The organism is Mesotoga sp. H07.pep.5.3 (assembly GCF_002752615.1).
GTDB lineage: Bacteria > Thermotogota > Thermotogae > Petrotogales > Kosmotogaceae > Mesotoga > Mesotoga prima.
In genome coordinates this window covers 396,860-410,714 of record NZ_AYTV01000012.1, presented here as the reverse complement: position 1 = coordinate 410,714, position 13,855 = coordinate 396,860, and the positions used below count along the sequence as shown (strand labels likewise).

The 13,855-nt window shown below is 43.1% G+C and carries 11 protein-coding genes; 6 read left to right on the top strand and 5 right to left on the bottom strand.

Translation table 11 applies throughout. The annotated features are described in order from the left end of the window. The first annotated feature begins 593 nt into the window (after positions 1 to 593). Both V513_RS05610 and V513_RS05605 read left to right on the top strand, forming a co-directional pair. Positions 594 to 1,718, top strand: coding sequence for a CapA family protein (locus V513_RS05610; protein ID WP_099771996.1), 1,125 nt, complete (start codon positions 594 to 596; stop codon positions 1,716 to 1,718). Positions 1,719 to 2,189: 471 nt separating this feature from the next. Then, on the top strand, positions 2,190 to 3,446 hold the full coding sequence (locus V513_RS05605) for an L-cysteine desulfidase family protein (RefSeq protein ID WP_006492263.1): 1,257 nt from the start codon (positions 2,190 to 2,192) through the stop codon (positions 3,444 to 3,446). 244 nt (positions 3,447 to 3,690) lie between these two features. On the opposite strand, the gene thrC is transcribed toward V513_RS05605, so the two are convergent. Further along, entirely contained in the window at positions 3,691 to 4,581 is an 891-nt protein-coding gene (gene thrC / locus V513_RS05600; RefSeq protein WP_099771995.1) for a threonine synthase, read from the bottom strand. A gap of 357 nt (positions 4,582 to 4,938) precedes the next feature. Further along, positions 4,939 to 5,961, bottom strand: a complete 1,023-nt coding sequence (locus V513_RS05595) for a sugar kinase (RefSeq protein ID WP_099771994.1) — start codon at positions 5,959 to 5,961, stop codon at positions 4,939 to 4,941. Between the two features lie 321 nt (positions 5,962 to 6,282). Here V513_RS05595 and V513_RS05590 point away from each other — a divergent pair, with 321 nt between their 5' ends. Next, complete coding sequence (locus V513_RS05590) at positions 6,283 to 7,578, top strand: MFS transporter (protein WP_099771993.1); 1,296 nt, start codon at positions 6,283 to 6,285, stop codon at positions 7,576 to 7,578. Positions 7,579 to 7,691: 113 nt separating this feature from the next. Here V513_RS05590 and V513_RS05585 read toward each other — a convergent pair whose 3' ends face one another. Next, positions 7,692 to 9,338, bottom strand: coding sequence for a peptidylprolyl isomerase (locus V513_RS05585; protein WP_257211963.1), 1,647 nt, complete (start codon positions 9,336 to 9,338; stop codon positions 7,692 to 7,694). Positions 9,339 to 9,409: 71 nt separating this feature from the next. Between V513_RS05585 and V513_RS05580 the strand changes: the two genes are divergently transcribed. From V513_RS05580 to V513_RS14155, 3 genes are all read left to right on the top strand, one after another. Continuing rightward, positions 9,410 to 9,793, top strand: coding sequence for a hypothetical protein (locus V513_RS05580; RefSeq protein ID WP_014730408.1), 384 nt, complete (start codon positions 9,410 to 9,412; stop codon positions 9,791 to 9,793). Positions 9,794 to 9,996: 203 nt separating this feature from the next. Then, positions 9,997 to 10,968 carry a hypothetical protein gene (locus V513_RS14160; protein ID WP_257211962.1) on the top strand — a complete coding sequence of 324 codons (972 nt, stop codon included), beginning with the start codon at positions 9,997 to 9,999 and terminating at the stop codon, positions 10,966 to 10,968. A 42-nt stretch (positions 10,969 to 11,010) separates the two neighbouring features. After that, the gene (locus V513_RS14155) at positions 11,011 to 11,667 is read left to right on the top strand and encodes a hypothetical protein (protein WP_257211961.1); all 657 of its coding nucleotides are present in this window, start codon (positions 11,011 to 11,013) and stop codon (positions 11,665 to 11,667) included. A 199-nt stretch (positions 11,668 to 11,866) separates the two neighbouring features. Here V513_RS14155 and lpdA read toward each other — a convergent pair whose 3' ends face one another. Further along, positions 11,867 to 13,228 carry a dihydrolipoyl dehydrogenase gene (gene lpdA / locus V513_RS05570; RefSeq protein ID WP_014730405.1) on the bottom strand — a complete coding sequence of 454 codons (1,362 nt, stop codon included), beginning with the start codon at positions 13,226 to 13,228 and terminating at the stop codon, positions 11,867 to 11,869. Further along, a complete protein-coding gene (locus tag V513_RS05565) occupies positions 13,221 to 13,799 on the bottom strand; it encodes a sulfurtransferase TusA family protein (protein ID WP_014730404.1) in 579 nt (192 codons plus the stop codon). Before V513_RS05565 ends, lpdA begins: the two co-directional genes overlap by 8 nt. Positions 13,800 to 13,855 lie beyond the last annotated feature (56 nt).

Sequence of the window (13,855 nt, the reverse complement as noted above, 5' to 3'; positions counted from 1 at the left end):
AGAGTAGTTCTTTTGGTGCGATCTGATTGCTCCTCTGCATCCTTCAGGGACATTAACGTACTCTCTAATCAAAACTGTTTGTATCACCCTGCAAATGACCAAGTGACACCTTCCTGTTAATGACATTTATTACTTAGAGTCACACGCATTCCATTGACCTATCTGTTCTCTGAGACACTGAAGGCTAACTCTCCATCGTCATCGGTTGTGGCGCTCATCAATGCCTGCTGATACTTCAAACCAATGATTCAACTTAGCAATGAGAAGCTTAAAAGAATTTTTTTACCCATCTTCGACCTAGGCACTGAGTACATAATCCTCAAGTCTCATCTTCCAATTTGGTACCAACTGAACTATTAATTTTGCCGAGAAACATCTCCGACCAGAATCTCTTTCTCACCGACGAAGGATATTGACTTTTGAATGCTTATCATCTGTGTGTGTATAGTGTTAAAGTTTAGTCGAGCACTGATATCTATTTATCCGGTAGCTGAGTTTCCGGCGAGATGATTCTCGAAAACCATAATCATGTGTGGGATGGACTTGACTCATACACACTACAAATTTCTAATCACTTACAGGAAGTGGTACAGATGTCTCGAAAGTTTGCTATGGAGTTTGTTCTGGCTATTTTCCTAATGGCACATGGCCTTGTTTTTTCCTTCCCCGTTGTTTGTGGCAACCTTGGCCAATTCACTTTTACAGATGCCATTTTCTACCTGCGGAAGCTCATCTTCGGTACGATTTCGAGACCTTACGAAGAAAACTATCAGGCAGAGCTCCCTGATTTGGCTTGCGCAATAACTATAACCGCACTTGGCGATCTAATGTACAGTAGAGGGCTTGTAATCGCGGGCGATCCTTACTCAAGTGTGGAGAAGAGTCTTTTTCAAAGTGAAATTGTGTTCGCCAATCTCGAATTCCCAATAGACACTCGGTTCCCCGAATCGGCATTCCCAAAATTCAACGGTTCTTTCGAATACTTTGAGAAAGTAGTGACGCCCTTGGGAATTAATGTTATGAATATCGCAAACAATCACTCTCTTGACAGGGGTATCGAGGGACTGAGATCGACCCGTACTTTTCTTAATGACCGTGGAATCCATTGTGTTGGATTTGGAGAAGAAAGTCGATTCTCAATAATTCCATTCGATAAAGTTAGAATCGCTGTCTCAGGTTTCACGTTCGGCACCAATGGAGCTACCGTTGATAGTGAATCCAGTCTGAATGTTGCCAACCTAAACACATTTGAGGATGCAGAGACTGCGCTGTCTAAGATCATTCCTATCGTTGAATCTATGTCGGAAGAAGCATCCGTTATCGTGCTTAGTCTTCACTGGGGACTTGAGTTTGAGAACAAACCTACTGAAATGCAGGTGGAAGTCGCAAGAAAGCTCTGCGATGAAGGAGTTGACTTGATTATCGGTCATCATCCTCATGTTCTTCAGCCACTGGAGGTGTACTTAAATGCGAGAGGATCAACTTCGCTAATCATCTATTCTCTGGGCAACTGGATTTCTTCTATGAAAGCTAAGGATTGCAGAATCACGGCATCGCTAAAAATCGAGCTTTCCGAAGACGGGAGTGTTTGTGGAATCAAGGTTTTCCCTTATTTCTTTAATCTAAGCAAGATGCAGCTTGTGCCTCTGTCAAATCCTGCCCTTATCCCCGAATCATTTGCATACTATTTGGATAGTAGCCCAAATTGTTCACACTAAGGATTCCAGTACCGACTAGTTATCCTCACCTGACTGATTTATGGTCTTTTCTGATAACAATCTTCCGTCATTGCCTTTCTCAGTCAGTATTTCAGCGAATAAAGGGATTCTAACACAATCCAATAATTGTCAAATTTGTCCTTCCAGATTTTTTATGTAACATCAAAGGAGATTGAAGTGACTATCAGGAACACTGCTTTAGCCCTCTTGGAAGAGTTTAATTCAGTATGAGACATGACCGATTCTAGATAAAGAACTCTGGAAAGTTCGTCTTTCTCTTTAAAACGAGAAAAGAAAGCCTTCCAAGAGATGATTTTCCAGCTCCACAATGTTGAGTATACTTTCAGTTCCAAGTGGAAGAGGGAGTTAAGAGCTCATACTTACTTCAAAACAATAACCTTTGAGGCCTGCTATTAATTGCATAAAACATTTCCAATGCTAAACTAAGTTATCGGACATTGGAGGTGAAAGATGCGCTTTCTTGAACAATACCTTGAAAAAGAAGTTAGACCTGCACTTGGGTGTACGGAACCTGGAGCGATTGCATTTTGTGTTGCTCTTGCAGCAAGCAAACTTGAGGGAAAAACAGAAAAAGTGCATGTAACTACCAGCGTCAACGTATACAAGAACGGAATGTACGTGGGAATTCCAGGTACGAATGAAAAGGGAAATGAGTTTGCTGCCGCTTTGGGCGCCATATGCGGGGATGCAGATCTCCAGCTCGAGGCACTTAGGCCTTGCCGAGTTGAATCGGTCGGTATTGCAAGAGAGATGATAGACAAGGGTCTGGTCAGTGTGATCTGTGATCAAGATCTATCTGGAGTATTCATAGAAGCCACGGTGTCTAATCATAATCATTCTGTACTTTGCAGGATAACTGGCAGTCACACGAATGTAGTTTCATTAGAGATAGACGGAGAAAAGGTCCGTTCAAGTGAGAGATTCGTCCCCTCCGATGCATTAGAATTTACTCCTGAAGAGATATTTGAGTCAATTCGAGAAATCACTGAACTGGAAATCGAGAAGATCTTCGAGGGAATAGAAATGAATCTCGAGATTGCCAGATTTGGCCTTAAGAAAATGTTGCCTTCAAAAGAGACCTTCAGCTACCACGAAAACGTAAGCCTCGGATACAAGATTCGTAACTATTGTTTCGCGGCTTCGGCCGCCAGGATGTCTGGTGTTCCCCTTCCTGTGATGAGCAGTAGCGGAAGCGGTAACCAGGGAATTGTCGCCACACTTCCAGTGGCTCTAACCGGCGAGTACTTCCAAAAGAGCCGAAAAGACATTGCAAAAGCAGTAGCTTTGAGCCACCTTTTCTCTGGTTACATAAAGAACAAGCTCGGCAGAGTTGCCCCGATCTGTGGATGCGTTACAGCCGCCGGAACGGGAGCCGCTGCAGGAATTACCTATCTTCTTGGAGGAGCAAGGGAGACAATCGAACAGGCAATGCTGACTATACTATCGAGCACGACAGGCATCATGTGCGATGGTGCAAAAGAGAGCTGTTCATTGAAGGCGGGCCTTGGAGGCCAGGAAGCATATAGCTGTGCATTACTGGCAATGGACAATCTTGGAGTCAACTCAGAGCAGGGATTTATCTCCAACACTTTAGACAGGTCAATAGAAAATATCCAGGTCCTTCTTTCAAAAGGCATGTCAAAGATCGACTCCGCAATAGTTGAGGTACTTGAAAACAGAAAAAGGAAAACGAAATCCCCTGAGTGAAAGGGATGGACTATATGTCGATCCTTGAAGAAAACTCTACTTATGCAAGGCCGAAGATCAAGGAACTCTTGACGTTCTAAATGTCAATAAGAGAAATCTCCACATAATCACACATAAAATAAGGATTACCCTATACATGAAACGTTCTGTTCTTCGCGTTCTATACTTTGATCACTAAAGAGAAAGGGCCTTACTGGATGCAACCAGTGGGTTCCAGTATTTGAGGTGCAGAACACACTATTCTTTATCCTTCTAAAATGCTCTTCAGATCCAAAATGTTCTTTCCAATCGTCCTATGTATTTCAAGAAGCTTGGTAAATGATAAGATGACCTTTAGTCCTGTCCCCGTAACAAGCGCAACAACTGATTCTTCCTTACTTTCGATTCCCTCTTCAAGGGCTTTCGCCAAACCTGCTATAGAAGCCGCGCCAGTTGGTTCTGCAAAAATACCCTCGTGTCTTGCCATGACACGGGTAGCGTTAACCATCTCACTGTCAGGCACGGAGATAGCCGACCCACCGGAATCCCTTATTGCTCGAAGAGTAAGTTCACCGTCAAGCGGGTAAGGCACGCTAATTGCTTTCGCCAGAGTACTGGGCTTTTCCCATCTCTCGATCTTGGTATCGTGCTCCTTAAAGGCCTTTACCAGAGGCGCACAACCCTCAGCCTGAACAACTAGGAGTCTTGGGAGTTTGGCTATCATACCAGCTTCGCTCATCTCCAAAAAGCCCTTCCAAATAGCAGCTGATAGTCCGGCCCCTCCCTCGGGCATCATAACCCAATCGGGAGTATTCCATCCAAGATCTTCAGCAATCTCGAAAGCTATGGTCTTCGTACCTTCAAAGTGATAAGGATTGACTGATGAGGCAGTTGTAAGGTGAGTCCAGCTAGAAGATTCAGATAGATCCATTATCATGTCTATACAATCACTCACAGTGCTTTTTTCCACAAGAATTAGTTCAGCACCATATAAGATCGTTTGCACATTTCTTTCAACAGGCGTATCGGCGGGCATCTGTACGAAACAATGGAGTCCAGCTTTCGCACAAAAAGCGGCTGTTGCAGGTCCAGCGTTTCCATCAGAAGCGATGATTACTTTTCCTGAACCGATTTCCTTAGCCTTACTGACACCCATAGCTGCGGGCGATCTTTGTAAGTGCCGGTAGGATTCCGAGTTTCGTCCTTCAGCATTATTCTCCCGGTGTTTCCCAACTCAGCCTGAAGTCTGATGCCAGCAGTTAAAGGAGTTGCACCCTCTCCCAGCGTTACAGTTACACAATGGCTAATATCATCGATTGGTAGTAGTCAATGGCACTTCCACAAGTCGTAACGATCTTTGTCCGGAAAATCATCCAAATCCATTCCGCCAATTTGATTGTATCTGTAATTCAGAGTGCTGCCACACTTAGGGCATTTTGGGATACCAACTGAATTGCTGAACTGGAAAACGCATACGTCACAACTTTGCACATAATGGCGGGATGTCACATTCCTACCTCACAACTCTTCCTGAAGCGTTTCCACCAAGTAGCTTTTCGACCTCGTCTCTAGATACGATGTTGAAGTCTCCCTTTATTGTGTGTTTTAGGCATGAGGCTGCGACTCCGAACTCAAGTGACTTCAATGGTTCCCATGAATTGTCCAGTCCAAAAATCAATCCCGCAGCAAATGCATCTCCTCCGCCTACACGATCGATTATGTTTATGTCGTATTTCGTAGATACAATAAATTCTCCTCCAGTGAGCAGCGCAGCCGACCATTTATTGAAATTGGCATTTATGCTTTCTCTTAGGGAAATTGCAACTGCCTTCAGATCAAAAGCGTCCCTAAGCTTTGTTGCCACATCTCTGTATCCCTCGACACTTAACCTGCCATCACTCACATTAGTGCCCTCAGCCTTTATTCCAAAGACAGATTCACTATCCTCCTCATTTGCAAAAAGGACATCTATGTTATTCATAAGAGAAGTCATAACCTTTCTCGCCTTTTCTTTGCTCCATAGTCTCGACCTGTAATTTAGATCGCAAGAAACAGTTATTCCTCGCTTCTTGGCCTCTCTTAGAGCTACTTCACATGTTTCAATCAACCCGTCGCTAAGCGCAGGAGTAATACCTGTGAAGTGGAACCAGGTGGCATCTGAGAAAACCTCTTCCCAATCGAAATCTCCGGGCTTTGAATTAGCGAAGACCGAGTTGTCACGGTCATAAATTACCTTTGACGGTCTCTGAGAATAGCCATATTCATAGAAGTATTTACCTAGCCTGCCAATGTCTTTCAAAACATAATTCGTATCCACCCCGTGAACACCAATATTCCCAATTGCCGCGTCTCCAAACTGATCGGCAGATACTTTGGATACGAATCTACTTTTTCCGCCGTACTTCGCAATCGCAACAGCAACATTGGCTTCCGCTCCCCCGTAAACAACTTCGAAATTCTTGGTCTGCTCAAATCTCTCTCCCAAAGGAGATGCGAGACGCATCATTATTTCTCCGAAGGTAACTACTCTAGACATAAAAATCCTCCTCCTACTTCATAAACTGATAGCCAAAATCTATGAACACTCCTGCTGCAACTTCTGGAAAGTAATAGAACTTCCAATTCATAATTACTAGATGATAGCACGGCAGATCAAAACCTCCGGTGAAGTTGAAGATCTGACAAGACTTTTCCCCCAATCGAAATTCAATTCCACTTTCTTGAACGAAACAACGAAATAATCAAGTTTGTTGTGTTTACTCAAGTTCCAACATCAATAATTATAAGGTAGATCTTGATGTTTTGACGTTAAACGTGATAATATTAAACACGGATTTGCAGAAATTGAGGTGGTTCGATGAAAGGATTGGGGAGAAATTTCTGGCTTTTCACTCTTGGAAGACTAGTGTCACTTATTGGAAGCGGCGTTCAGGCGCTTGCGATACCACTCTACATTTTGGATCTAACTGGCTCCGGGGTGATGATGGGCACATTCTCTGTGGTAACGATGCTGCCCAGAATCCTTTTTGGCCCAATCGCCGGTGTTTTGGGTGATAGATTCAATCGGAAATATATTATGATATATATGGATTTTGCTAGAGGAGCAGCAATTATTCTTATGGCATACCTCTCAAATGTCGGTGTCTTGAATCTATCGCTTCTCTTTGTCTTCCAGCTAGTTATATCGACTTTCGACATTTCATTCGACCCGGCAACTTCTGCAATGCTACCAGATATCATTGAAGAGCACAAACTTCTGAAGGGAAACTCTATTCTTGGCGCGGTTAACTCCGTTTCCTACATAGTCGGTCCTGCTCTCGGCGGAGTTCTATATGGACTTTTCGGAATTGAAATAGTCTTCATTATAAATGGAACATCGTTTATTCTTTCTGCGATTAGTGAAATCTTCATAGTTTATCAGCAGACTACTAAAAAAACGAGGGTCTCGGTAAAGAGTGTTTTTGTCGATATAGTTGAAGGAATTGGCTATTTAAAGAAGATAGATGGCTTGATGATGGTTCTGATGTTTGCGATGGTTTCCAATTTTTTGTCAACTCCGATTTTCACCATTGTTTTTCCTTTTTTCGCCCGCACAGTGGTTGGTTTCTCTAGCGAACAATACGGTTTTTTGCAGTCAGGTTGGGTTTTCGGAGTCCTCTTCGGAAACATTCTAATTGGTACGGTTCTCGTAAATAAGAAACAGGGCAAACTGTTTGCGGGGGGATTAGTAACAGAGACAGTCTTAAATTTTCTTCTAGCCGCTCTCTTCTTTCCTTACTTCACAAGTCTTTTCGGCGGACCGTCTTGGTTGTTCTTTGCCGCACTGGGAATACCGATAGTTGTAATGGGTGTGTTCAACGCATTTGTAAACACTCCTCTTCAAACACTTTTTCATCGAATAGTTCCTACCAGCCACAGATCTAGAGTCTTTTCCGTAATTTCGATTCTAGCGCAAATTGCAACACCTCTCGGTTCAGCGGTCTTTGGCTTCGCAGTTGACAGGCTTCCAGTTCATTATCTTGTGTTGATATCGTGTATTGGAAATGCCATTCTCACCATTGTCTTTTTGGCAAAAGGAATGTCGAGACTCTTTGAAGTGAGGCCGGGAAAACACGGAGGAGACTCATATGATAATGCTGAGGAAGTTGCCTGAGAAAACGACGGGATAGAAGTATCCGCATGACGCAAAAACCGAAAAAGATGAAAAACTGGCACAATCAAAGAAGAACCGGGGATTCCCCCGGTTCTTCTATACAAAAGCCAAGTTCATTCTGTTGCTGCAGGAGTTTCCTCTTCAGCTTCGATTTGCTCCAGTTCGGAGATTACAGAATCTATCTCCGCCTGAGCAGCTTCAGATGGCTCAACTTGTATCAAAGCTTCTAAGTAACCGAGTCTTTGATTGAGCTTCTCTTTCCTCCAGTCGGGACTGTAATCGAGCTCAAGGGAAAGGGAGTTATTTCTAATGAGGATGTATAGAACGTCTGCTCTAAGTCCATCGGAAATCTCTTTTTCAAGAACGCTGGTTAGACCGGATTCAATCTCTTCAATTGTGTTGAATACGTAATCTACAAAGCTCTGTCCATAGCTGCTTAACTGCTGCTGAAGAAGATCCTGGTTCATGAACGTGCTTTCAAGTTCCTCCAGCAATGCATTGTAGTATGCTGCAGCAACCTCGGGGTTTTCACTATCCAGATCATACATCTTCTGCACGATCATACCGCGCTTCTCACCGGCTTCAAAGAGATTTCGTATCGCTGTCTCGTAGTCCGGACTGTCAGTAAAGCCAAGCATTTCCGATAGTTCAATAAATGCTGCATATTCCATCAAGGATGCTTCGGACGAGGTTCCCTCGCCAAAAATGCCCGACGCTATCTCAACGAAGAATTCGTTCGCAGTCTCTTCTGTCGCTTTTGCTTTGGCATATTCATTGTAGAAAAGGAGCTCATTATCCAAGATCTCATAGTCGAACTCGTTTTCTTCTATATAGCTCTCTATCCACCTGCTATAAGTATCGTTTTGATAGCCTGACACGAAATCGTTGTAGCTGGCTGAATTGACAACATCCTCAAGACTGTTAATCTCTGTTCTCTCTTCTACAATTATCAAATGATAACCAAATTCGCTTTGAACGGGACCATACAACTCGCCGATAGGAGCAGCAAGGATAGCTTCCTCGAATTCAGGTACGGTCTGACCTCTGACTATTGACCCCAGCTCGCCTCCATTCGCAGCCGATAAAGAGTCTATCGAAAACTGGAGTGCAGCTTCTGCGAAGGTGATTTCGCCGCTATTGATTCTCTCCATTAATTCAGTTGCTGTAGCCTCTTCTGTAACCAGAATATGTCTAGCTCTTATCGTCTCAAACTGATTCTTTATCTCCGTCTTGAACTCTTCGAAATAAGCCGCCAGAGCGTCATCATTTAAAGGAGCCACCGATTCTTGAACGAGCTCAGCTTTAAGGGCATCGGAAACATAGCTTCTGATTTCCGATCTGAAAGCTTCCATGGAACCATAGATTGCCTCTATCTGCTCAACCATGTCGGGACTCGAGGTGTACATTTCCATCATCGAATCGGTTTCCGCATCAATTTCCTCTTCAGATGGAATCAAATTGCTCTCCCAAGCAAAGTAGTCTATTAGCTTCTCATCAACGATGTATGGTATTATCATGGTTTTCAGCCCAAGCTCGCTTGGTGTAAAGTAACTGTCAAAATACGGATCAAGAATGATCCCTTGGCTCGCCGCATTTGCCACTGTCGCGCTAAATGCCTGCTCAATTTCCTCTCTTGTTATCCAGAACTCGTTAGAAACTGCTTCTCCACCTTTTGTTATCCTGACTGCATACTCTGCCCCGATAAGGGTGAGCGAAAAAAACGCTGCCAGGAGTATTAGTAGAAACTTCTTCAAAATCATTCCCCCTCGTGTATTAGGTACATTCATGATAACATTTCATTTGAAAAGGTGTGTCACGAGAGGTGAATATTTTGAAGAAAACTGACCTTGATCTGGAAAGACTTAGCTCGACGTCATGGAAGTGGTTGAACTCTGAGGAGGCCGAGGTGTCTGGTGGTGAGAACTCCAGGCAACCGCAAGCCATGTACTTCTTCACAGACGAAAAGAACAGGTCCTTCTGCCGAAGATACAATAGGGAAGTTAATTTCAAAAGGGATGTTGAGGATATTGGTCTTTGTGATAAATGTGGAATGAGATTCCGAACTTACAGGGCAGCTCAGATATGTGTATTTGCACCTGCTGAAGCTTACTATACAATCGACACACGTGATGAAGCGAAAGAAATCGAGGAGTTTCCTGACAAGGACTTTGCGGAAAGAGGAGTAAGTGACTTCGAGAGCAAGAGTTGGCAATAAAAAGCTTTCTAGTAGGCACATTATGGTTGTCTTCATCCTCAAAGAGTTTAGAGAAGATCACAAATGTATGGTAGCATTGGATCGAATGTCTCGATCAAACCTTTGTTTTTAACTCTCGAAGGATTGGTTCGTCAGACAGTTTAGTTATTTTGTTTTTCGCAACAAAGGTTTTCCATCATTTCTCCCTTTCTTGGAGGAGGACAATGAAGAACTTTTTTAGATTGCTTTTGCTGTTTTCTGCAACTGTAACTGTTATCTTTTCTCTTTCTTCTTGCATTGTAGTTGATAATCCAGTTGTTTTTAGGGTGCCCTTTGAAGAACTTAAGGGCGGTGCTTATTATGGAGGGGGTCTCCTCTTTTCGCCTTCAGATATGTCGATTTCGCATTTGGGAGAGGGAACCCTGATTGCATTCCAGGATCTTAGAATGGAGTGGGCACCTGAAGAAGGTTCTTCTATTGCGGAGAGAAATTATGGTTATCTTTACATCAAATCCATAGATGGTACTGGTATCGAATATGAGTATCTGATTTACGATTCGGAAGGTGCAATTGTAAAGCATGTTGACTCAGTTTTTCAGCCGGTGTCTGCAGGTTCTCAAGATCTCTCGAGCTCATCCGATGCTGATTTCTTCTCTGGAGTCTCATACCATTCTGCCGCCGGTATGCAGGACCCGTATATAAGCAGTGGGTATCTTCTAACCTTCAGGCACGAGATACCCGATGCAGAGAGTTCTGGCCCGGTTTCCTTCAGAAAAGTCCTTTTCAGAGTTCAGCAACCTCCAATGGTTTCCTCAACCAGATTTCCCAGTGGCGTAATTGCAGTGAGCAATTCTATACCTAGATCGCTTGTGATAAACTCTTCTCTTCTTGTTCAGGAACCCTCTGCAATCGAAAATCAAATCGTATTTTCCAAGACATCTTCTTTGCCTAATTTCTCAAATGGTGATTATATTTTTGACACAATGAAAGATTCTTTGAGAAGAGTTGTTTCCGTGAATGATTCTGACCCTTCAAAAGTTACACTTGAAACGGAAGAAGCTTTTGTTGAAGAGGCTCTGGGCACTTTGATTCTGAACATTGAAGGTGATGTATCAGAAATCATAGAGAAATTCGGAACCGAAAGTGATCGTTCCTTTGCAGAGAGTGTAACAACAAACCTGATTACAAAAGAATGAGAAGTATCTATCGTTGATGAGGATGAGATTAAGGCTGCAATCATGAACAAACTGGTCCTCGACGCGAATATCAGTCTTGACTTTCATCTTTCGTGGAACAAATTCAGCTCAAATGGAACTCTTCGATTTCCGGCAAAAGTCTCTTCTATACTCGAAATAGTTGGAAAGGAAGGGTTCGAGACTGAAAACACGAAGAAGGTAGCTGAACCAGAGGTAAGCATCAGTGTATGCGGCATTCCCGTAAAAGTCAGCATACCGATTGAGCTATTCTATGGAATGGAAACGCAGATCGAGAGCATTGATCTTCAATTCGGTCCAGAGATAGAGGTTTATCCGAAGTTCCATTACGAAGTCGAAGCGAAGATAGACTTCCACGGGCCCCATGGAAAAAGCTATACAAGGGGTTCTATAGACCATAATTCAACCTTTGTAGATAAGATCGATTTCGACGGATCTCCTGAAATTGAAGGAAAGTTTGGCTTCAAGTTCTTTCCGGGAGTAACTATCGCTTGTGTCCTTCGTCCGGAGATGGAAATTCCCATGGGTTTCTCTGCAAAAGTAAATGAATCGAAGGCTGAGCTTGATTTTGAGACCGAGGGTCATATAATGATTAAGCTAAATCTCTTATTCTATAAGCATACTTTTGCAAAGACAAAGGTCTTCAGCCAGACGAGAAATATATATTCAAAAGAGTTCTAACGGATATTCAGAAAGCTTTATTTGTAGTCATCAAGTTAGTACGACAAAATTCGATGAAACCTTGCAAAAAGAACGGAAAGATATTTTCAAGGAATCGAGGTTTTACAGAAAAGCATAATATGATTTCGGACATCAGAAAATAAACATGGGCATCCCGAAGCATTGACTGCAAAAGGATGCCCTCTATTAAAATAATATCTTAAATATGAATGCTCATTCCATTTACTCCTTCAAGCGCCCCAAGTACTGTCTCTGATAGTGTAGGATGAGGGTGTATTGAGTTCTCAAGCTCTTCAACCGTTAACCCATTCCTGACTGCTATTACTCCTTCCATTATGAGCTCCGTCGCAGATGGAGAAACTATGCTCATTCCTAGAACCTTTCCGTTTTCCTTATCAGCGATTACCTTCACGAACCCAGTATTTTCTAGTACAGTCCTTGCTCTACCATTGGCACTCAAGGGGAATTTAGCGATAATTACTCTCTCCATATCTTCAACATCGTCTTCTTTTATGCCGGTAGATCCTACCTCCGGATTGGAGAAGATGATTGAAGGAACTGCGGAGTAATCCATTTCCATTACTTCTCCGGCAATGTTGTGAGCCGCTACTATACCCTCATAGCTGGCAACGTGGGCAAGCATCATTCCGGCTCTTATATCGCCTATGGCGTAAATACCTTTAATGTTTGTCTGCATTCGGCTGTTCGTGACGACCCCCCTTTCAATTTCCAGACCAAGCTTTCTCACATCTTCGGTTATATAGGGTCTCCTACCAACTGCAACAAGAACTTTCTCAGCCTGAACTGAGAGCTCCTGTTCACCTTCGGCATTTAGAACGAAGATACATTCATCCTTTTCCACCTCAGTCACCTTCGTTCTTTCAATTATTTCAACCCCCTGTCGAGTCAATGACTTTCGAATGTCATCGGCAACATCTCTATCTTCGTATGGAAGAATGTGGTCCGCAAGCTCAATGATTGTAGTCTTCACTCCGAATGAGCTAAAAAATGTTGCAAATTCAACACCGATAACTCCTCCACCAACGATTACAAGGCTTTCTGGCATCTCTTCCATTTGAAAGACATCGTTGCTGGTCCAAATACCTTCGATTTCACTGAACGGCTTGAATATGGAGGGTTCAGAACCCGCGGCAATGACTATATTTCTGGTCTCTAGGGTTTTACCATGGTTCTTTAGCAGAACGTGTCCTGCATCCTTAATTTCTGCAACGTCGTTGTAGAAATCAACACCATTTTTCTTCAGCAGGTGTTCGATTCCCTTTCTTGACATTGTAATCGTCCTATTCATGTGGGACATTATTCTCTTTAAATCGTAGCCTAGTCCTGATGTATCAATTCCAAGCCTCTTGGATTTCTCGTCTATCTCCGTATACAAATGAGCAGAGGTCAACATGGCCTTCGTTGGAATACAGCCCCAGTTGGTACATGTACCTCCGAGATTCTCTTTTTCTACGAGTGCAACGCTCTTACCAAGTTGAGCTATTCTTATTGCGCATACATAACCGCCTGGTCCACCACCAATCACAACGGCATCAACCATTTTCTCTCCTCCTTATGTAGATCTTTATATCGCCGTAATTATCCGCCACTTTTTTCAAAAACTCATGCCCTTCTTTCTGAACTGATGCAGGAATTCTTTCCCCGGAAAGTGGATAATCCACTATAACAAGCAAGATCTCGCCAGGATTCATTTTTCTTAGTGTCTTCCTAGCTTGAATATCTGGCACTGGGCAGGATTCGCCTCTCATGTCGAGAAGCTGGTCAGGTTCAATTTCATCCAACTCTCCTCCAAGATAATAGCTGCAAATGCCCTCCGAGCAAACAATCGGGCTGAATCCCTTCAGTTCACTCATGAAGGTAATTGCTTCATCCAGCATTCTAAAAATGTGCGGAGAACTGAAGTCAAATCTCTCCACTCCGTGTAGATGAGTCGAAGTTAGAATTCCAAGTTTCTTCATCTGCTGCAGATGTCTGTAAACAGTTGACAGATCTATTTGAAGCAACGTCGCGATTTCCGTAGCAGTAAGGTAATTGTCCATCAACATTGTAAGGATTTCTAATCTCGTTTGATTTGAGAGAGTTCTAAAAAGATCCGGAAGCTTAAGAGGCATCCTTGAATTCCTCCTACAGAAAGAGGTGCACCTCTGTGTGAAGCGCACCTCAAGTA